The sequence below is a fragment of the Streptomyces sp. NPDC093109 genome (assembly GCF_040701725.1).
Classification (GTDB): Bacteria; Actinomycetota; Actinomycetes; order Streptomycetales; family Streptomycetaceae; genus Streptomyces.
Window position 1 is genome coordinate 321,428 of sequence record NZ_JBFBEZ010000001.1, and the last position, 20,206, is coordinate 341,633.

A 20,206-nucleotide genomic window follows, 5' to 3' on the forward strand; every position below is an offset into this window, starting at 1 on the left:
AAGTGAGACGCGCATGGATTTCGAACCGATCGCCGTCGTCGGCCGGGGCTGTGTGCTGCCCGGCGCTCTCGATCCCGACACGTTCTGGGACAACATCGCAGCGGGCCGCAGCAGCCTGTCCACCGTCCCCGAGGGCCGGTGGCGGCTGCCTCGACGCTGGGCCATGGGCCCCGTCGACGACCATCTCGACCGCACGTACTCCGATGTCGGCGGGTACGTCAGGGGGTTCGAGTCCGTCTTCGACCCGAGCGTCTTCCGGATCGCGCCGGAGCGGATCCTGTCGCTGGATCCGCTCTTCCACTGGGTCATGTACGGCGTCCGCCAGGCCCTCGTGGAGGCGGGCCGCGAGGGCCCGCTGCCGCGCGCGGGGCTGGTGCTGGGAAATCTGTCGTACCCCACGCCTCTGGGGGCGGCCTTCGCCGAGCACGTCTGGCTCTCCGCGCAGCGCCCCCCGGTCCGTGACGCCCTGCTGACGGGCGAGCGCCGGACGCGGCCCGACGCCCGTAACCGCTTCTCGTCCGGGCTCCCGGCCCACCTCGCGGCCCGGGCGCTCGGACTCGGCGCGGGGGCGTGGTCCCTCGACGCCGCCTGCGCCTCCTCGCTGTACGCGATCAAGCTGGCGTGCGACCGGCTGCACGACGGTACGGCGGACCTGATGGTGGCCGGGGCGGTGAGCCGGGCCGATCCCCTCTATCTGCACGTGGGGTTCTGCGGGCTGTCCGCGACGAGCCGTACGGGGCGCAGCCGGCCCTTCCACCGGGACGCGGACGGGCTGGTGCACGGCGAGGGCGCCGGGTTCGTCGCCCTGACGCGGCTGTCCGAGGCGCGCGCCTCGGGGCTGCCCGTGCTCGGTGTGATCCGCGGTGCCGGGCTGTCCAACGACGGGCGCGGCGCCGGGCTGATCAGTCCGGCGGAGGACGGCCAGGTACGGGCCATGCGGCTGGCGTACGACGCGGCGGGCCTCGTGCCCGGGAGTGTGTCGCTCGTCGAGTGCCATGCGACGGGGACGCCGGTCGGGGACGCGGTGGAGGCGCGCGCCATGGCGCGGGTCTTCGGGGCCTGTGCCGATCTGCCCATCGGTTCTGCGAAGTCGAACGTCGGGCACCTGCTGGCCTCGGCGGGCGTGGCGGGGCTGCTGAAGGTGCTCGGCGCGCTGCGTACGGGAATCCGCCCGGCGACGCTCGGTGCCGAACGCCCGCTGGACGCGCTGGCGGGTACGCCGTTGCGGGTGCTGACCGCGCCGGAGCCGTGGCCGGGGCCGCGCCGGGCTGCGGTGAGCGCGTTCGGGTTCGGCGGGACCAACGCCCATCTGATCGTGGACCTCCCGGACTGCGCCCCGGTCTCCGCCGTACGCTCCCCGGCGCGCCCGGTGTCGCCCGTGACCGCGACCGTGACCGCACCCGCAACCTCGACCGCGGCCGCGACCTCGACCGCCCCCGCGACCGCGCCGGCCCCGGTGGCGATCGTCGCTCTGGGCGCCCGGGTCGGCGACGGGACCTGCACCGAGGACTTCCGCCGGGCGGTGCTGGGCGGCGAACGGCGCGGGCCCGCCACGGAGATCGCCGTGGAGCTGACGGACCTGTGCTTTCCGCCGCTCGCCCTGAGCCGGACCGTACGCCATCAGCTGCTGGTGCTGGAGGCGGCCCGGGAGGCGGTGCGGACGGTGTCCCTGCCCCGCGAGCGGACCATGGTGGTCATCGGTATGGGGGCGGACCCGGAGGTGGCCCGGGCGGGGGCACGGTGGCGGGTTCCGTACTGGCTGGAGCAGGCCGGGCCGGCCGCCGCTCAGCCGGCCGGGGACCACGCCGGGGACGCCTTCGTGGGGCCCATGACCTCGGAGGCGGTCGTGGGCAGCATGCCGAACCTGGTGGCGAACCGTGTCAGCACCCAACTCGACCTGGCCGGAGCGAGTTTCGCGGTGTCGGCGGAGGAGGCGTCCGGTCTGGTGGCGCTGGAGGTCGCGGCCCGGGCCGTCCGGTCGGGAGAGGCGGACGCCGCGCTCGTCGGTGCCACCGATCTCTCCCACGAGGTGGTCCACCGGGCCGCACTGCGGGAGCTGGGGCGGGCGAGCGAGCCGGGGGACGCCGCCGTCGTCCTGGTCCTCAAGTCCCTGGACACCGCCCGCAGGGACGGCGACACCGTCATCGCCCTGCTCGACGAGGCCGCCGCCGCCCCGACCGCCACCGCTGTCCCGGCCGACGTGCCCGACATGGTCGTCGGGGACGGACCCGACACGGTGTTCGACCCGGCGTCGTCCTTCGGCCGCGCGCACGCCGCGTACGGGCTGGTCTCCGTCGCGGTCGCCGCGCTCGCGCTCCAGCACCGCGCGGTACCGCGGCCGGGCGGGCCCGCGGACACCGGGGCCGTCGCGCACACCGCGAAGGCCGCGGTGACCCCGGTGGAGGGCCCCGTCGCGAGCGTCCGGCTGCGCGCGGGGGACGCCCGGCCGTGGCTGCGCGGCCGGGCTCCCCGCCTGCACGTCTTCTCCGGGGCCGACCGCGGGGAGGTGCTGGCGGCGCTGGACTCCGGTACGCGGTCCGATGCCGGCCCGGCCCGGCTGGCGCTCGTGGTGGACGACGACGCCGCGCTCCCCGGCCGCACGGAGGCCGCCCGCAGCTGGCTGGCCGACGGCGGGATCCGTCCGGCGGATGTGCTGTACCGGGACAGGCCGGTCACGGGGCAGACGGCGTTCGTCTACACCAACGGCTCGGCCGCGTACCCGGGGATGGGCCATGAGCTGATGCTCGCGCTGCCGTCCCTCGGCGAGGCCGTCAGGGCCGGGCACCGGGCGATCGGCACGCGGCTGCGCTCCCGGACGGAGCGGGGTGTGCTGGGCCGGATCTGGGCCGCCGCCGAACTCGCCGTCGTCCACACCGTGTTCACCCGGGATGTGCTCGGGCTGCGGCCGGACGCCGCGGTCGGGTACTCCTCGGGCGAGTCGGCCGCGCTGGTCGCCCTGGGGGCCTGGCCGGACGCCTCGGGACTGTACGACGCGACCCTGGCCAGCGGGCTGTTCACCACGGAGCTGACCGGTGAGCTCCGGGCGGTCAGGCGCCACTGGGCGCGGCTGGGCGTCCGGGGCTCCCGCTGGGCCACCTGTCTCGTCAACGCGCCTTTGGACGTGGTCCGTTCGGAGCTGGCCGGCGAGGTAGCGGTCCATCTGATGGCGGTGAACGCGCCCGGGGTCTGCGTCATCGGCGGCGAGTCCGGCGCGTGCGCGGCCGTCGTGGCCCGGATCGGCGCCGACCGCGCGATCGAGCTGGACTATGAACTGGCCGCTCACGCACCGGAGTTGGCGGAGGTTCAAGAGGTGTGGCGTGCGGCGCACCACCGTCCCACCGTCGATGTGCCCGGGGTGCGGTTCTACAGCGGGGCCACCGGACAGCCGTACCGGCCGACGGCCGAACGGGCCGCCGAGGCGCTCACCGCGCAGGGGCTGAACACGATCGACTTCGCGGCCACCGTCGAGCGGGCCTGGGCCGACGGTGTGCGCGTCTTCGTGGAGCACGGGCCGCGCAAGCTGTGCACCGGCTGGGTCAAGCGGGTGCTCGGGGACCGGGAGCATGTGGCCGTCGCGCTGGACACCCCGGGCGACACCGGGCTGCGGCAGCTGTGCCTCGCGGTCGCCGAACTCGTCGTCGCCGGGGTGCCGGTACGCGCCGACGAGCTGTTCGCACGGCTCGCGGACGCCGCCACCGAGGTTCCGCGCCCGGGGCCCACCGTCAGCATCCCCGTACCCACGACTCCGTATCTGCCGCTCGTGGCAGCGGCCGTCGAGGCGGCCCCGGAACCGGCCGTGGCACCGGCCGCCGTGACCCTGCCCCGGGCCCCGGAGCTGGCGCCGGTGCCGGATCGGGAGGCGGCTCGGCCGGCCGCCCCGGTGGCGGGGGTCCGTGCCGCGGTCGCCCGGCAGAGTCTGCGGGTGGCCGCGCTCCACCGGGAGGTCATGGCCGTACACACCGAGGCCCACCGGCGGTTCCTGCGGGTCTCGGCCCTCGCCGTCACCGCGCTGACGGTGGGCGGGGCTCCCGCCCACCCCGTACGTCCGGAGCGGCGGCCAAAGATCGCAACCGCGCCCGCCCCCGTACTCTCAGGTACCCAACCACTCCGTCCGGGGCCGAAGTTCGACCGCGCCCAGCTGGAGTACCTCGCCTCCGGGGAGATCTCCGCGCTGTTCGGCCCCCGGTTCGCCGAGCAGGACGCGTACGCGGTGCAGACCCGGATGCCCGAGCCGCCCATGCTCTTCGCGGACCGGGTCACCGGCATCGACGCGGTACCGGCGGCGCTCGCCGCTCCCGGCCCCGTACGCACCGACGGGACGATCTGGACCGAGACCGATGTCCTGCCGGACAGCTGGTATCTGGACTCCACCGGCCGGGTGCCGGCCGGTGTGCTGATCGAGGCGGGCCAGGCGGACCTGCTCCTGCTCAGCTGGCTGGGCGCGGATCTCCTCAACCGGGGCGAGCGCGCCTACCGGCTGCTCGGCTGCGAGGTGACGTACCACGGCGGCCCGCCGACTGCGGGAGACGTCCTGCGCTACGAGATCCACGTCGACGGCCACGCGGAGCACGACGGTGTCCGGCTGGCCTTCTTCCACTACGACTGCTTCGTGGACGGCGTACTGCGGCTGAGCGTCCGCGAGGGCCAGGCCGGGTTCTTCACTCCGCAGGAGCTGTCAGGCGGTGGCGGGGTGCGGTGGGATCCCGCCGAGCGCCCGCCCGGTGACGATCTGCCGCTCGACCCGCCCGCCGTGCGCTGCGCGCTGACCCGGTTCGGCGCGGAGCGGGTGTCGGCCCTGGTCGCGGGCCGTCCCGCGGACTGCTTCGGGCCCGGCTGGGAGGCGACGGCGGCCCATGTCCGCTCCCCGGGGCTCGACGGCGGCCGGCTGCGGATGATCCACGAGGTGACCGCGTTCGACCCGGCGGGCGGACCGTGGGGGCGCGGCTATCTGCGGGCCGAGACCCCGCTGTCGCCGGACGACTGGTTCTTCGCGGGGCACTTCAAGAACGACCCCTGTATGCCGGGCACGCTGATGCTCCAGGGCGGTCTCCAGGCGATGGCGTTCTATCTGGCGGCCATGGGCTTCACCGTGGACCGGGACGGCTGGCGCTTCGAGCCGGTCGACGGCAGGCCCAGCCGGACGATGTGCCGGGGCCAGGCCACCCCGTCGGGACGGCGGGTCGTGTACGAGGTGTTCGTGCGCGGTGTCTCGGCCGGCCCCATGCCCACGCTCCACGCCGATGTGCTGGGCTCGGTGGACGGGGCGAAGGCGTTCCTGGGCCGCGATGTGGCGCTGCGGCTCGTACCCGACTGGCCGCTGTCGCACTGGCGGCGTTCGGGCCCGCCCGCCGTCATGGCCGACGGTACGCCCGTACCGCTTTCCCTCCTCGGCGGGCTGACCGGGCACCGGGAGGAGAAGCCCGTGGCGACGGCCGCCGACGGCTTCCCCTTCGGCTACGCCTCGCTGCTGGCGGGCGCCTGGGGCCGACCGAGCGAGGCGTTCGGCGCCGTGTACGAGCCGTTCGACGGCACCCGCGGGGTCGCGCGGCTGCCGGGGCCTCCGTACCACTTCATGAGCCGGATCGTCTCGGTGGACGGACCTCAGGGCGGTATGCGGGAGGGCAGCGAGGTCGTCTCGGAGTACGACGTACCCGCGCGGGCCTGGTACTTCGAGCAGAGCGGCGGCCGTACGATGCCGTTCGCCGTGCTCATGGAGATCGCGCTGCAACCCTGCGGGTGGCTGGCCTCGTACGTGGGCAGCGCGCTGACCACCGGCGCCGACCTGCTGTTCCGCAACCTCGACGGGACGGGGACGGTCAGCGGTGAGGTCACCCCGGCGACGGGCACGGTCCGCACCCGTGCCGTACTGACCCGGATCTCCCGCGGCGGGGACATGATCATCGAGTCCTTCCGGGTGACGTGCACGGCCGACGGCGTGCCGCTGTGCGAACTCTCCACGGTCTTCGGTTACTTCCCGCCGTCCTCCTTCGCCCATCAGCCGGGCCTGGCGGTGCCGGCCGAGGAGCGGGCCCGGCTCGACGAGCCCTGCGGCCGGGCGGTCGATCTGACCGGGCGCCCCGCCCGGTACTGCGCGGGGCAGCCGCGGCTGCCGGGCCCGATGCTGCTGATGCTCGACCGGATCACCGGCTTCTGGCCGGCCGGGGGCCGCGCGGGGCTCGGCCGGCTGCGGTCGGAGAAGGACGTGGACCCGGGCGAGTGGTTCTTCCGCGCGCACTTCTTCCAGGACCCGGTGCAGCCGGGGTCACTGGGGCTGGAGGCCATGTGCCAGCTGCTCCAGTACCACCTGCTCGAACGCGGCGCCGCCGAGGGTGTCCCGCACCCCAGGTTCGAGCCGGTGCTGCCCGGCCGCGAGACGGTCTGGACGTACCGCGGCCAGATCACCCCGGCGAGCCGGCTGATCCGGGTGGACATGGACATCGTCGAGTCCGGTACGGACGCGCGGGGCCCTTACGCGGTCGCGGACGCGTCGCTGTGGGGTGACGACACGTGCATCTACCGGGTGCGCGGCCTGGGCGTGCGCGTGGTCTCCGACACCGCTCCGGCTCCCCGGTGACCGGGTTGGCGATACGGTTGCGCTCTCGGCTTTGGCGGTGCGAGGAAAGGAACGAAGGCGTGGCGGTTCTCGGGGCCATTCGATCGGCGCTGGAAGCGGTGTACGTACGGCGCCTGGCCCGGAAGCTCGAAGGGGCGCCCCGGCCGAAGCATGTCGGGATCATGCTCGACGGCAACCGGCGCTGGGCCCGGGGCGCCGGGCACGACGATCCCCGCGAGGGCTACCGCGCGGGAGGGGCGAGGGCGTCCGACTTTCTGCGCTGGTGCACCGCGGCGGGGATCGAGCATGTGACGCTGTGGATGCTCTCCGACGACAATCTCCACCGGCCCCCGGCGGAGCTCGGCCCGCTGATCGAGATCATCGAGGAGACCGTCCAGAGCATCTGCGCGGCGTCGGAGCCGTGGGAGATAGAGATCATCGGCGCCCTCGATCTGCTGCCCGGGGAGAGTGCGCGCGTCCTGAAGGACGCCGCCGCCGCGACGGCGGGGCGTGGCGGTCTCAAGGTGGATGTCGCGGTGGGCTACGGCGGTCGCCGGGAGATCGTGGACGCGGTCAGGGCGGCGTTCGACACACACACCAGCGCGGGCGGTGACCCGATGGAGCTGGCGGAGAACTTCGAGGCCCGGCACATCTCCGAGCATCTGTACTCCCCGGCCGGCCATGACACGGACTTCATCATCCGTACCTCGGGTGAGCAGCGGCTGTCCGGGTTCCTGCTGTGGCAGAGCGCCTACGCCGAAGTGCACTTCGTCGAGGTCCTGTGGCCGGCCTTCCGCCAGATCGACCTGCTGCGGGCGCTTCGCTCGTACGCGGCCCGGGAGCGCCGTTACGGCCGCTGACGCCGAGCGGCGGCGTGTGGCGTGCGCGGCGTGCGGCGGTGCGCGGCGGCGTGCGGCCCGAGCGGATGTCCCGCACCCTGGAGCACAGGAGACCGGGACAGGTCCGGGACCGGGGACGAGGTACGGCCATGGAGTTCGGCAGACGGGCGGTGCTGCTGGGCGCCGGCGGGCTGGTGGCGGGGGCCGCCGCCGGGTGTTCCGGGGGTTCGCGGGCGGGGGCCGGGCCGGGCGCCCGCGCCGTCGCCGCGACGCGTTCGCCCGTACCGCTGCCGACGACCACCCCGTGGCGGCCCGACCGCGCCGATGTGAGCCCCGACGTCAAACTGCGGGCCGTACAGGTGGTGGAGGCCATCGGGGCCTGGTCCGCCGGGCAGGGCGGCGCGGCGGCGGCGAAGCGGCGGGTGGCCGCGCTGGGCGCGGCGCCGTCCCTCGTGGACGCGGCGGGGGCGCTGCTGCCCGCCGCCGGTGAGGCCGCGCTCCAGGTGGTCGACGCCCAGTACGGGGGGATCCTGGCGGACTCGGCTAGGGCCTGTGTGGGGTTGTGATCTGGCCCAGGGAGCGGGGCGTGGTGCGTGCGATCGCAAGGCGCCGAGAGGCCCTCGTAGCGGAGCTACTAGGGCATTTCGGCAACGCCGCGAGCGTGCGTGCCACGCCCCGCGAGCCCAGATCACAACCCCACACAGGCCCTAGTATGCTGGTGGTCTGCTGGCAGTGGATCCCGGGGCACGCGGGCGGCACGACCGTCGACGTACGGCTGCGCCGCGCGCGGCCCCGCTGGGAGGTCACCGCGCTGCACCCGGCCAGTCCTGGCGGAGCCGTAAGGTCGCTGCCCGCAGCCGCGCGCGAGGTGCTGGCGGAGCGCCGGATCACGCTGCCGCCCGCGGCAGCGGCCGATGTCCGCGCCGGGCACATCCACGAGAGCGTCCTGCGGGCGCTGCTCCGGCTGGCGGGTACGTACCGGATGGACGTGAGTGTGATCCGCTCCGGTCACCCGCTGGACGTCTTCGGCACCGACCGGCCCAGCGACCATCCGCGCGGCCGGGCCTTCGACGTGTGGCGGATCGACGGCCACCGGGTCGTGGACCCGGCCACCCCGCGACGGCTGGTGGAGACCTTCATGCGCGACGCGGCGGCGGCCGGTTCGTACAACGTGGGCGGTCCCGTCCTGCTCACGGGCGGCGGCGCGGGCCAGTTCTTCAGCGACGCCACCCACCACGACCATGTCCACGCGGGGTTCACGGGCTGACCGCCGGCACGCGTGGGCGCGTGGTCCGCTCAGCCGAACTCCTCGACGTACTCCTGCGGTGGTCCCAGCTCGGGGCGGTCCCGCAACTCCAGTTCCCGGCCCAGCCGTTCCAGTTCCAGGACGGTCACGGTGTTCTCGCCGGGGCGCAGCAGCGGTGCCGGGCAGTAGAGCGTGATCTGCGGCCCGATCTCCCAGTAGCGGCCGAGCAGGAACCCGTTGACCCAGACCAGGCCGCGGCCCGATCCCGGCAGCGCGAGGAAGGTGTCCGCCGGGGTGTCGACGCGCAGGGTGGCGACGGCGAATCCGGTGTGTGTGGTCGCGGGGCCCGCGGCGAGCGCGGCGGTCAGTTCGGCGGCGGACCACTCCTGCAGCGCGACCGGGGTGCTGTCCCAGCCCTGCACGGTGCGCCGGTCGACGAGGACGGGGCCGAGCAGGCCCTTGTGCGCTCCGATGCCGGGCCCGTAGTTCACCCGGCCGAGGTTCTCGGCCAGCACCTCCAGCCGTACGGCATCGCCCGTTCCGTGCAGGGGGAGTTCGGGGGAGCCCGGTTCGGCGGTGCCGAGGAGGGTGCCGTCGCGGAAGACCAGTGCCCGGTCGCGTACGTCGGTGAGGAGCAGCCGGTGCTCGCCCGCCGGGATACGCGGGTGTGCGGTGTGCAGGACCATTCCCGCGTCGAGGCCGAGCTGTTCGAACGAGGCGGGGCGCGCGGCGGTCGAGGTCGGGGCGGGCACGGCGCGCAGCCCCGCGAGCAGGTCGGCGCGGTGGACGAGCGGCACGCGTGCGGGCGGGAGCGTCTCCGGCCGTGCGGGCGACCGCAGCGGCCCGCGGGCGCCGAGTGCCTCGCGTACCGCGAAGAACTTGGCGGTGAGGCTGCCGTCCTCGGCTATCGGCGCGTCGGAGTCGTAGCTGGTGACGACGGGCTGCAGCCGGCCCTCGCTCTCGTTGGCGCCCGCCCACAGACCGAAGTTGGTGCCGCCGTGTGCCATGTAGATGCTCACACTGCCGCCGTCGGCGACGATGCCGCGCAGGGTGCCGACCGCGCTGTCGACTCCGCGGACGTGGTGCGGCTCGCCCCAGTGGTCGAACCAGCCGTTCCAGAACTCGGCGACCACGAAGGGCTCGTCCGGGCGGCGGGCCGCGAGGAGCCGCCGGGCGGCGTCGGGCTTGGAGCCCAGGGTGACGGCCGTCAGGGTCCCCGGCAGGGTGCCGCCGTCGAGCATCAGCTCGGTGGGTCCGTCGGCGGTGAACAGCAGTTCCCGGATTCCCCGTGCGGTCAGGGCCCGGCGGTTCCACCGCAGATAGGCGCGGTCGTCGCCGAAGCTGCCGAACTCGTTCTCCACCTGTACCGCCACGACCGGACCGCCCTCGGCGGCCTGGAGTGCGGCGATGCGCGGGATCAGCTCGTCGAACCAGCGGCCGACGGCCGAGGTGAACGCCGGGTCCGAGCTGCGGACCGCGACGTCCCGGCCGGTGAGCCAGCTCGGCAGGCCGCCGTTGGACCACTCCGCGCAGATGTAGGGTCCGGGCCTGACGATGACGTCGAGACCCTCCTCCCCCACGGTGCGGATGAACCGCTCGACGTCCCGCCAGCCGTCGAAGCGCGGCGCCATGTCCTCGCGGGGCTGATGGAAGTTCCACGGCACATAGGTGTCGACCGTGTTGAGCCCGAGGTCGGCGAGGCGGCGGATCCGGTCCCGCCAGAGGCCGGGGTGGACGCGGAAGTAGTGCAGCGCCCCGGACAGGACGCGGTGGGGGACGCCGTGCCGGTACACCCGCCCCGCGCGCCAGGTGAGCGCGGCGGTGGCGGTTCCGACGGCTCCGATCGCCTCGTCGGTCGTGGTGGGTGCCGGAGAGATGGGTGTCGCGGGCGACTCAGTCACGCGGCGAGCGTATGTTATCGGTGCCATACGTAACAAGGTCGCGTGATCGGGCGGAGGACGCCGCGCGCGGCCGCGGGAGAGGAGCGCGCCATGACCGAGGGCACCGCCAAGCCGAGGCAGCCGAGCATGGCCGATGTGGCCAGGACCGCCGGGGTGTCGGCGCAGACCGTCTCGCGGGCGCTGCGCGCGTCGCCGAACGTCGATCCCGAGACCCGCAAGCGCGTGCTGGCCGCCGTGGAGCAGGTCGGCTACCGGTTCAACAGCGCGGCCAGGGCGCTCTCCTCCGGGCGCAGCCGCACCATCGGGCTCGTCCTGCTGGCGTCCGGCGGGTACTACTCGCGCTCGGCGGTGACCGCCGGTGTCGAGGCTGCCGCCGGTGCGGCCGGGTACGCGGTGAGCATCGCGGCCATCGCCGCGCTGGACGTCGGACTGATGGAGCAGTCCCTGTCCCGCCTCGCCGACCAGGGCGTGGACGGCTTCGTGATCGCCGTGCCGCTCATCTCCGTGACCCGGAAGATGGAGGACATCACCCGCGACATCCCGACCGTCACCCTGGACGGCTCGCGGACTGCGGGCGCCCGGGTGCTCGGCATCGACCAGCGGGAGGCGGGCCGGGTCGCCACGCGGCACCTGCTCGATCTGGGGCACCGTCAGGTCTGGCACATCTCGGGGCCCGACGAGTGGATCGAGGCGCGCCGGCGGCGGCAGGGCTGGCAGGAGTGCCTGGCCGAGGCCGGGATCGAGGCGCCGCCGCCCCTGGAGGGCGACTGGTCGCCGGACTCGGGGTACCGGCAGGGGCGGATCCTGGCGATGATCCCGGAGGTGACCGCGGTCTTCGTGGCCGGCGACGAGATGGCCTTCGGGGTGATCCGCGCGCTGCGCGAGCGCGGCCGTTCGGTGCCCGGGGACCTGTCCATCGTGAGCGTCGACGACATCGCCCTGGCGGCCTACTGCTCGCCGCCGCTGACGACCGTCCGGCAGGACTTCTACCGCTACGGCGAGGCGGCCGTGGCCCTGCTGCTGCGGGGTGACGACATCGGCACCGGCGGGCCGGACGCCGCTCCGACCCTGTCGGTGCGCGCCTCCACGGCGCCGCCGCGCTCCCGGTGACCCACCGAAACGCCGTTCCCGGGGCTCTTGCGCCGCGTGGGGTTCGATGCCATCGTGAACGCGCATGTTATCGGTGCCATCGTAACAACCCCCTGTGCATGGGAAGGACTCCCCCATGAGGAGATCGCTCGCCCTCGCGGGCTCCGCGGTCACGGTGCTCGGGCTGCTCGCCGGCTGCTCGGCCGGCGAGGGCACCGCGGACTCGGGCCGGACGACCCTCAAGGTCGCCGCCCTCGAAGGCGGTTACGGCCGGGACATGTACGCCCAGGTCATCAAGGCGTACGAGGCGGCGCACCCCGAGGTCGAGGTGCGGTTGCAGATATCGAAGAGCATCGAGGACGAGATCACCCCGAACATGAAGGCGGGGCGGTATCCGGACGTCGTGGTGCTCGGCCAGGGCCGCAAGGCCGCCCTCACCGAGACCCTCGTCAAGGACAAGGCGCTGGAGGACCTCACCCCGGTGCTCAAGGCGAAGATCCCCGGCGAGGACAGGACCGTGGGCGACAAGCTCACCAAGGGCATCGTCGGCAATCTCAACACCAACCCCTACGGCACGGATCAGACGTATCTGATGCCGATGTACTACGCGCCGACCGGGCTCTTCTACAACAAGGGCCTGTTCAAGGAGAAGGGCTGGCGGACACCGGCCACCTGGGACGAGATGTTCGCGCTCGGCGACACGGCGAAGCGGCAGGGCATCCCGCTCTTCACCTACCCGACCGCCGGGTACCTCGACTCGTACTTCTTCGCGCTCCTCGCCGGTATCGGCGGGGAGGAGTTCCACACCGACGTCATGACGTACAAGCAGGACGTCTGGAAGTCGGCGAAGGCGCGCCAGGCTCTCGACATCACCACCCGGCTGCTGGGTTACGCCGCGCCGGCCACCGTCGGGTACGCCAACGAGCAGGACTTCACCAAGAACCAGCAGCTGATCCTCGACAACAAGGCGCTGTTCATGCCGAACGGCACCTGGATCGTCGGCGAGATGGCCGAGGCTCCGCGTGCGGAAGGCTTCGAGTGGGGCCTGACGCCCCTCCCGGCGGTCACTCCGGGCGGGGAGCGTTACATCACGACGTCGGTCGAGTCGGTCTGGGTTCCCAGCGCCGCGAAGGAGAAGGACGCGGCGAAGGACTTCATCACCTATCTGTACTCCGACGAGGCGGCGAAGATCTTCGCCGAGTCGAACGCGATCCAGCCCGTCGAGTCCGTCACGAGCGCCCTGTCGCCCCAGAACGCCGAGTTCTACCAGGTGTACGAGGACCCGTCGGTCTCCGCGCTCGTCGGCGGGTTCGCGAGCACCGCGCCCGTCGAGGGCGTCGACATCAAGGCCACACTCTTCGACACCGCCAACAGCATCATCAGCGGCGACACCACCGAGGAGAAGTGGCAGGCCGCGCTGAACGACGCCAGCGAGAAACTGCGCCGGTCGGGCGGCTGAGACCGCCGCGCTCCCCCAGGACCGCCTCGTACGACCCAAGGACCGGTACGGTGACGACGCTCTCCACCACACCCCCAGGCTCGACGAACCACACCTCCAACACCGCTCCGCCCAGAGGTAGTTCGCTGCGCGGAGCCGGAACCCCGGCCCGGCGGCGCGGCAGTGGCCGCTTCGTACTCGCCTGCCTGCTTCCCGCACTCGTGCTCTTCGCGGTGTTCATGGTCGTACCGACCGTGAACGTGTTCCGGATGTCGCTCTACACCTGGAGCGGGTTCTCCCCGGACATGCGATTCGTGGGGCTCGACAACTTCACCCGTCTCCTCGACGACCGGCAGTTCGTGCGCGCGTTCCAGAACACGGTCGCGCTCCTGGTCGTGGTGAGCGTCGTGACCATGGGTATGGGCCTGTTCCTCGCCGCGATCATGACGCGGCAGCGGCTGCGCGGGCGGAACCTGTACCGGTTCCTCCTCTACATCCCCAACGTGCTCTCGGTGGTCGTGATCGCGGCGATCTTCTCCGCCGTGTACGACCAGGAGAACGGTCTGCTCAACGGCACACTGCGGCTGCTGTCCCTCGACGGTCTCCAGCGGGTCTGGCTCGGCGACCAGAAGATCGTGCTCTACTCCGTCGCGGTCGCGATGGTCTGGCAGTCGCTCGGCTACTACATGGTCCTCTACATGGCGGGCATGTCGAGCGTCCCGGAGGAGCTGTACGAGGCGAGCGCGCTCGACGGCGCCTCCCCCGCCCGGCAGTTCTTCGCCATCACGCTGCCGCTCATCTGGCAGAGCCTGCGCACCACACTGACGTTCTTCATCATGAGCGCCGTCAACCTCAGCTTCGTCCTCGTCCGCGCGATGACGGGCGGCGGGCCCGACGGCTCCTCGGAGGTACTGCTGAGCTACATGTACAAGCAGGCGTACACGAACTCGTCGTACGGCTACGGCATGGCCATCGGTGTCGTCATCTTCACGTTCTCGTTCCTCGTGTCGCTGCTGGTGAGCCGGGCGACGCGGCGCGAGCCCCTCCAGTTCTGAGGACAGGCACCATGACCCTGCTCGGTCCGTCCCGATCGCACACCGCCCGTCCGCGCGCTCCCCGGCCGGGTGCCGGGCGTGTGCTCACCCATGTCCTTGTCGTCGCCCTCTCGCTGGCCGTTGTGGTGCCGGTCGGCTGGGTGCTGCTCGCTTCGCTCAAGCGGAAGAGCGAGTTCTTCGGGAGCCCCTGGACGCTGCCTGAGGGCCTCCATGTCAGCAACTACGCCGACGCGTTCGTCTCGGCGCACCTGGGGCAGTACTTCCTGACGTCGGTGCTGGTCACGGCGCTGGGGCTGGTGTTCGTCCTGGCGGTCTCCGTGCCGGCGGCGTATGTCATCGCCCGGTACGCGTTCCGCGGCCGGCGCCTGGTGGAGATCGCGCTCCTGGGCGGGCTCTTCGTCAACGTCAACTACATCGTCGTCCCGATCTTCCTCATGCTCGTCGGCTGGGACCGCTCGCTCCTCGATGTCCTTCCCGGCGGGTTCTTCATCGACAACCCGGCGGTCCTGTCGCTCGTCTACGCGGCCACGTCGATCCCGTTCACCGTCTATCTCCTCACCGCCTACTTCCGGTCGATACCGGTCGAGTACGAGGAGGCCGCCGCGGTGGACGGGGCCTCCCGCTTCCGGATCATGACCGCCATCATGCTTCCGATGGCGCGTCCCGCGGTCACCACCGTGATCCTCTTCAACTTCCTCGCCTACTGGAACGACTTCATCATCTCGCTCACCCTGCTCCCGGGCGAGGGCAAGACACTGCAGGTCGGACTGCTCAACCTGTTCACCGCGCAGAAGGCGGCGGCCGACTACGGGCGCCTGTACGCCGGCATGGTCATCGTCATCGTTCCCGTACTCATCGTCTACGTCGTCATCCAGCGCCGGCTCATCGAGGGCATGGCATCCGGCGGTGTGAAGGGCTGACCGGCCCCCACCGCACCGGCCGAACAGGCTCCGGCACCAGTGGAAGGACACACCGGCATGAAGGAATCGACACACACCGCGTTACGCATCGCCGCCCGTACGGTCCTCGCGGCACTCTGCCTCGCGCTCGTCGTCACCGCGCGCACCACGGTCGGGTGGGGACACCTCCTGGTGATGGCCGCGGGACTGGCCGGGCTGCTGGCCCTGCTCGCCGCGTACAACCGGAGGTTCCGGTGACCGACGAGTACGGGAGGAAGCTGGCGGCGGTCCGGCCGAGCGGGCGTCAACTCGCCTGGCAGGAGATGGAGTTCTACGGGTTCATCCACTTCGGTATGAACACGATGACGGACCGGGAGTGGGGCGAGGGCCACGACGATCCGGCCGCCTTCGACCCGGCCGCCCTCGACGCCGACCAGTGGGTCCTGGCCCTGAAGAGCGCCGGGATGACCGGTGTGATCCTCACCTGCAAGCATCACGACGGGTTCTGTCTGTGGCCGAGCGATGCCACGGACTGTACGGTCGCCGCCTCGCCGTGGCGGGGCGGCCGGGGCGATGTGGTCGCGGAGGTCGCCGACGCGGCACGGCGGCACGGCCTGCGGTTCGGCGTCTATCTCTCCCCGTGGGACCGTACCGAGGCGTCCTACGGTTCCGGGACCGCCTACGACGACTTCTACGTCGCCCAGCTCACCGAGGTCCTGACCCGGTACGGACCGCTGTTCTCCGTATGGCTGGACGGCGCGAACGGCGAGGGGCCGAACGGCAAGCGCCAGGTCTACGACTGGGAGCGGTACTACGCGGTGGTGCGCGCGCTGCAACCGGACGCGGTCATCGCCGTGTGCGGGCCGGACGTCCGCTGGTGCGGAAACGAGGCCGGGGAGACCCGCCCCGACGAGTGGAGCGTGGTGCCGGGCGCGCTGCGGGACGCCGAGCGGACCGCGGACCGCTCGCAGCGGGCGGACGACGGCGCCTTCGCCCGGCTCGTCCGCAGCGACGACCGCGATCTCGGCAGCCGCGCCGCGCTGGCCGGACAGGGGGCCGGGCAGGGGGCCGGGCAGGGGGCCGATCCGGTCTGGTATCCGGCGGAGGTCAACACCTCCATCAGGCCCGGCTGGTTCCACCACCCGGCCGAGGACGGCGCGGTCCGCTCCGTGGACGAGCTGTTCGCCGTCTATCTGCGGGCCGTCGGCGGCAACTCCTGCTTCCTGCTCAATGTCCCCCCGGCCAGGGACGGGCGTATCCACGCGACCGATGTCGCGGTGCTGGAGGGGCTCGGGCGGCGTATCGAGGACTTCCGGGCGCGGCGGATCGCGGCGACGGCGACGGTCTCGTCCGGCGCCCCGGGCGACATCGCGACCGCGTGGCCCGGCCGGGGGCGCACACCGTGGCGGCCGGACGACACGGATCCGCTGCCCGCCGTGACCCTCGCGTTCGCGGGACCCCGCCAGGTCGAGGCGGTCGTCCTGGGCGAGGACATCGCGTGGGGCCAGCGCGTCGAGCACGTCGTGGTCCGGGGCCGCCTGGACGGCCGGTGGACCACGCTCGCCGAGGCCAACGCGGTGGGCCACCAGCGCGTCCTGACCTTCCCGCCGGCCGAGGTCGACACCGTACGGGCCGAGGTCACCCTGGCCCGGGACACGCCCGTCCTCGCCCGGATGGCCGCGATCGGGACGGCCTCGTGAAGAGCGCTCTCCGGCGCGGTGTCCCGCCCGGGCGGAGGCCGGTGGGCCGGGCCGTCGCACTGCTCGCCGGTGTGTTCCTGGCGGTCGCCGCCGTGGTGATCACCGCGGTGGTGGTCACCGGTGTGGTGGACACGGGCGACCGCATCGACGAGAAGGTCGCCGCCGTCGACGGGCATCCGGTGACCCGCGACGAACTCCTCTTCCACATGCGGCGGCTCGCGCCGGCCGTCCAGAACGAGCTGCGCGGCACGTACCACCTGCGAGGCACCACCGACTGGAACGCGCGGGCCGGCGACAGGACCGCGCTCCAGCGGCTCACGTCCCGTGCCCTCGACGAGATCCGGCGGGACAGGGCCGCACTCGTCCTCGCGAAGGAGCAGGGGCTCGTCGGCTCCGTGGACCACGCGGACTTCCTCACCGCGCTGGCGCGGGAGAACGCGTCCCGTGCCGAGGCGATCGCCGCGGGCCGCACCGTCTACGGCGTCGCCGAGTTCACCGCCGAGGAGTTCTACACCCACCGGCTCACCGAGCTGACCACGACCCTCAAGAAGCGGCTCGGCGCGGACGCGGACGGCCCGCTGCGGGTCACCGACGCCGAAGTCCGGCGCGCGTTCGACAGCGACCGCGCCTCCTGGAGCGCCAACGCAACCACCTACCGGTACACACGGCTCGTCGTGCCGGTGGCCGACGGCGCCTCCCCCGACGGCGCGGCCCGGCTGCACCGCCGGGTAACGGCCGCCGGGCATCTCGCCGCCGTCACCGGGGAGTCCGGAGCCGAGCTGAGCTCCGGCACGTACGACGGCGGTGGCACCACCGGGCTGAACGCGCACGACCAGGACCTCATGGCGGTGCTCGGCACCCTCGCGCCGGGCCGGATCTCCGCCCCCGTCACGGGCACCGGCCACATCACCTACTACGAACTCGACGGCAAGGAAGTCGACGAGGAGAAGGCGTTCGCCGACTACGCGCGGCGGATCAGGCAGTCGCTCGTCGAGAAGAAGTTCACCCAGTTCCTCCAGCGCCGGGTCGACGCGAGCACGACCGAAGTCGACACCGCGGCGGTGGACGCCATCAACGCAGAGGATGTGCAGCGATGAGACCTGTCGACACCCCAGCGCGGTTCTCGGCGCGGGCGCTCCGCGCGCGCCTCGCCCCCGTACTCACCACTCTGCTCGCCGCGCTGCTCGTGGGACCGCTCGTGCCCGCCGCGCATGCCGCCGGGGCCGCGGAGCGCGCTCCCGTACCCGCCGCCGCACGCGCGTCCTGGCCGGGCGACACACCGAACACGACCGGTGGCACGGACTACTTCATCGACGCCACGCAGGGCAGTGACAACGCTGTCGGGACTTCTCGCGGAGCGGCCTGGCGCACCCTGGCCAAGGCGAACGCGACCACGTTCGGGCCCGGCGACCGGATCCTGCTCAAGGCCGGTGAGCAGTGGCAGGACGAGCAGCTGTGGCCGAAGGGCTCGGGCAGCGCGGGCCGGCCGGTCACCATCTCGGCGTACGGCGACCCGGGCGCCCGGCGGCCGTACATCGCGACGAACGGTAAGGTCCCCAGCCCGTTCCAGGCGAACGGCACGAAGAACCCCGCCACCGTCGGGCTCACCGGCGCCATCGTGCTGCGCAACCAGCAGTACTGGCACATCGACAACGTGGAGCTGTCCAACGACAACGACTTCGCGACCGACATCACCACGGGGTCCGTCGTCCGCGACGGCATCGCGGTCTCGGTCAACGCCGACCTCCTCAAGGACGGCGAGGACAGCGTCATGGACCACTTCCGCATATCGGAGGTGTACGTCCACCACATCGACGGCCCGAGCCAGTGGCAGCGCATCCACTACGGAGGTGTCAACTTCCAGGTCTTCGGCAGCCGGAGCTACAAGGAGTACGGAACGGGCGGCTACTACTTCAAGGACGTCCGGATCGAGAACAACACCTTCGAGAACGTCGAACTCCACGCCATCCAGTTCGCGTTCAACTGGTTCGGCGCCGACGGCACCAGCGCGGGCCAGTACGACGAGAGCGGAAAGTTCCACGAGGGCTGGGAACAGCTGTGGGTACGCACCCGCGACCTGTACAGCCGTGACGTCTACATCGGCCACAACTACGCCAAGAGCACCGGCCAGGGCGCGATCCAGCTCGCCAACACCAAGAACATGACGGTCGAGTACAACGAGGTGAACGGGTTCCTGGAGCGGTACGACGGGGTCTCCTGCGCGCTCTATCTGTGGGCCGGCGCCGACTCGGTCATGCAGTACAACGAGGTCTACGGCGGCCCGAGCGACGAGTACGACGGCACCCCGTGGGACCTGGAGTACACGAACTTCAACGTCACCTACCAGTTCAACTACTCGCACGACAACGCGGCGGGCTGGATGGCCTACATGGGCAACAGCCACAACTCGATCGCCCGCTACAACCTGAGCGTCAACGACAACGGTGTGCTCGTGAAGAACATGCTGTCGACCAACTACTCACCGACCTACTTCACGAACAACACCTTCGTCTACGACGGCGCGGAACTCGACACCGTCCACGACGAGACGTTCCTGAGCCGCGTCTACTTCCTCAACAACATCTTCTACAACACCTCGACGACGACTCCCACCCCGTGGTACCGGCGCACCGGCGCCCTGCGCCAGGCCGTGTTCTCGAACAACGACTACTACGAGGCCGGCGGCGTCCACTCCGCTCAGGAACCGGCCGACCCGAGGGGGCTGCGGGCCGATCCGCGGTTCACCGGGGACCCCGCCGCGTACGTCACCGGGGCGGGCGTGGACCGGATCCGGGACGCGGCGGCGCACTTCGCGCCGCGACCGGACTCGCCGCTCATCGACGCCGGCCGGTACAACCCGCATCTGGGCACCGAGGACTTCCTCGGCACGCAGCTCTACTACGGCGACGCACCGGACATCGGTATCGCCGAGGCGCGGACCGGCCCGCGCGTCACCGACCCGGTCGACAACGACCCCGTCGAGGACGAGACGGACAGCCGGGTCGACCTCGCACGCGGCAGACCGGTCACCGCCAGCTCCACCCACCCCGGCGCGAACGGCACACTCGGCGCGGAGAAACTGACCGACGGCGACCCCGCGACCCGCTGGGCCGCGGCCGACGACGCGGTCTACCCGATCACCCTCGACATCGGCTTCGGCGCGGACACCACCTTCGACGAGGTCTACCTGGACGAGTACACCGACTCCGGCACCAACCCGCGCGTGCGTACCTTCGAACTCCAGCGGTGGGACGCCGGATCCGGCCACTGGGTGACCTTCGCGAGCCGCGACACCGGTATCGGGCACGACCTCACCGTGACCGGATTCGGCAGTGTGACGTCCTCCCGGCTCCGGCTGGCGCTCACCGGGAAGATCGCGACGGAGCGCTACACACCGACGATGACCGGAATCGCGGTCTACCGCACCGGGACCTGACCGGAACCGGAACGTATCCGCCTGTTCGCCCACTCCTCCAGGGAGAGCAC

Annotated in this window: 13 protein-coding genes; 12 read left to right on the forward strand and 1 reads right to left on the reverse strand. The window is 72.3% G+C overall.

Translation table 11 applies throughout. The features are described from left to right. Nucleotides 1-13: 13 nt before the first annotated feature. The 4 genes from AB0389_RS01385 (at nucleotide 14) to AB0389_RS01400 (ending at nucleotide 8,659) form a co-directional block, all read left to right on the forward strand. Nucleotides 14-6,574, forward strand: coding sequence for a beta-ketoacyl synthase N-terminal-like domain-containing protein (locus AB0389_RS01385; protein WP_366393231.1), 6,561 nt, complete (start codon nucleotides 14-16; stop codon nucleotides 6,572-6,574). A gap of 59 nt (nucleotides 6,575-6,633) precedes the next feature. Beyond that, nucleotides 6,634-7,413: an isoprenyl transferase gene (locus AB0389_RS01390; protein ID WP_366393232.1), complete on the forward strand. Its 780-nt coding sequence runs from the start codon at nucleotides 6,634-6,636 to the stop codon at nucleotides 7,411-7,413. 128 nt (nucleotides 7,414-7,541) lie between these two features. After that, entirely contained in the window at nucleotides 7,542-7,958 is a 417-nt protein-coding gene (locus AB0389_RS01395) for a hypothetical protein (RefSeq protein ID WP_366393233.1), read from the forward strand. 146 nt (nucleotides 7,959-8,104) lie between these two features. Next, nucleotides 8,105-8,659, forward strand: a complete 555-nt coding sequence (locus AB0389_RS01400; protein ID WP_366393234.1) for a hypothetical protein — start codon at nucleotides 8,105-8,107, stop codon at nucleotides 8,657-8,659. Between the two features lie 29 nt (nucleotides 8,660-8,688). On the opposite strand, the gene AB0389_RS01405 is transcribed toward AB0389_RS01400, so the two are convergent. Further along, nucleotides 8,689-10,539 carry a glycoside hydrolase family 35 protein gene (locus tag AB0389_RS01405; protein ID WP_366393235.1) on the reverse strand — a complete coding sequence of 617 codons (1,851 nt, stop codon included), beginning with the start codon at nucleotides 10,537-10,539 and terminating at the stop codon, nucleotides 8,689-8,691. Between the two features lie 90 nt (nucleotides 10,540-10,629). Between AB0389_RS01405 and AB0389_RS01410 the strand changes: the two genes are divergently transcribed. The 8 genes from AB0389_RS01410 (at nucleotide 10,630) to AB0389_RS01445 (ending at nucleotide 20,156) form a co-directional block, all read left to right on the forward strand. After that, nucleotides 10,630-11,649, forward strand: a complete 1,020-nt coding sequence (locus AB0389_RS01410; RefSeq protein WP_366393236.1) for a LacI family DNA-binding transcriptional regulator — start codon at nucleotides 10,630-10,632, stop codon at nucleotides 11,647-11,649. 115 nt (nucleotides 11,650-11,764) lie between these two features. Then, entirely contained in the window at nucleotides 11,765-13,087 is a 1,323-nt protein-coding gene (locus AB0389_RS01415; protein WP_366393237.1) for a carbohydrate ABC transporter substrate-binding protein, read from the forward strand. A 50-nt stretch (nucleotides 13,088-13,137) separates the two neighbouring features. After that, the gene (locus tag AB0389_RS01420) at nucleotides 13,138-14,121 is read left to right on the forward strand and encodes a sugar ABC transporter permease (protein ID WP_366393238.1); all 984 of its coding nucleotides are present in this window, start codon (nucleotides 13,138-13,140) and stop codon (nucleotides 14,119-14,121) included. Between the two features lie 11 nt (nucleotides 14,122-14,132). Further along, complete coding sequence (locus tag AB0389_RS01425; protein WP_366393239.1) at nucleotides 14,133-15,041, forward strand: carbohydrate ABC transporter permease; 909 nt, start codon at nucleotides 14,133-14,135, stop codon at nucleotides 15,039-15,041. 57 nt (nucleotides 15,042-15,098) lie between these two features. Then, on the forward strand, nucleotides 15,099-15,278 hold the full coding sequence (locus tag AB0389_RS01430) for a hypothetical protein (protein ID WP_366393240.1): 180 nt from the start codon (nucleotides 15,099-15,101) through the stop codon (nucleotides 15,276-15,278). Beyond that, nucleotides 15,275-16,720: an alpha-L-fucosidase gene (locus tag AB0389_RS01435; protein ID WP_366393241.1), complete on the forward strand. Its 1,446-nt coding sequence runs from the start codon at nucleotides 15,275-15,277 to the stop codon at nucleotides 16,718-16,720. Before AB0389_RS01430 ends, AB0389_RS01435 begins: the two co-directional genes overlap by 4 nt. Further along, nucleotides 16,717-17,817 (forward strand): hypothetical protein, encoded by a 1,101-nt coding sequence (locus AB0389_RS01440; protein ID WP_366393242.1) that lies wholly within the window; start codon nucleotides 16,717-16,719, stop codon nucleotides 17,815-17,817. The genes AB0389_RS01435 and AB0389_RS01440 overlap by 4 nt, the downstream gene beginning before the upstream one ends. Continuing rightward, nucleotides 17,814-20,156 (forward strand): discoidin domain-containing protein, encoded by a 2,343-nt coding sequence (locus tag AB0389_RS01445; RefSeq protein WP_366393243.1) that lies wholly within the window; start codon nucleotides 17,814-17,816, stop codon nucleotides 20,154-20,156. Before AB0389_RS01440 ends, AB0389_RS01445 begins: the two co-directional genes overlap by 4 nt. Nucleotides 20,157-20,206: the final 50 nt, after the last annotated feature.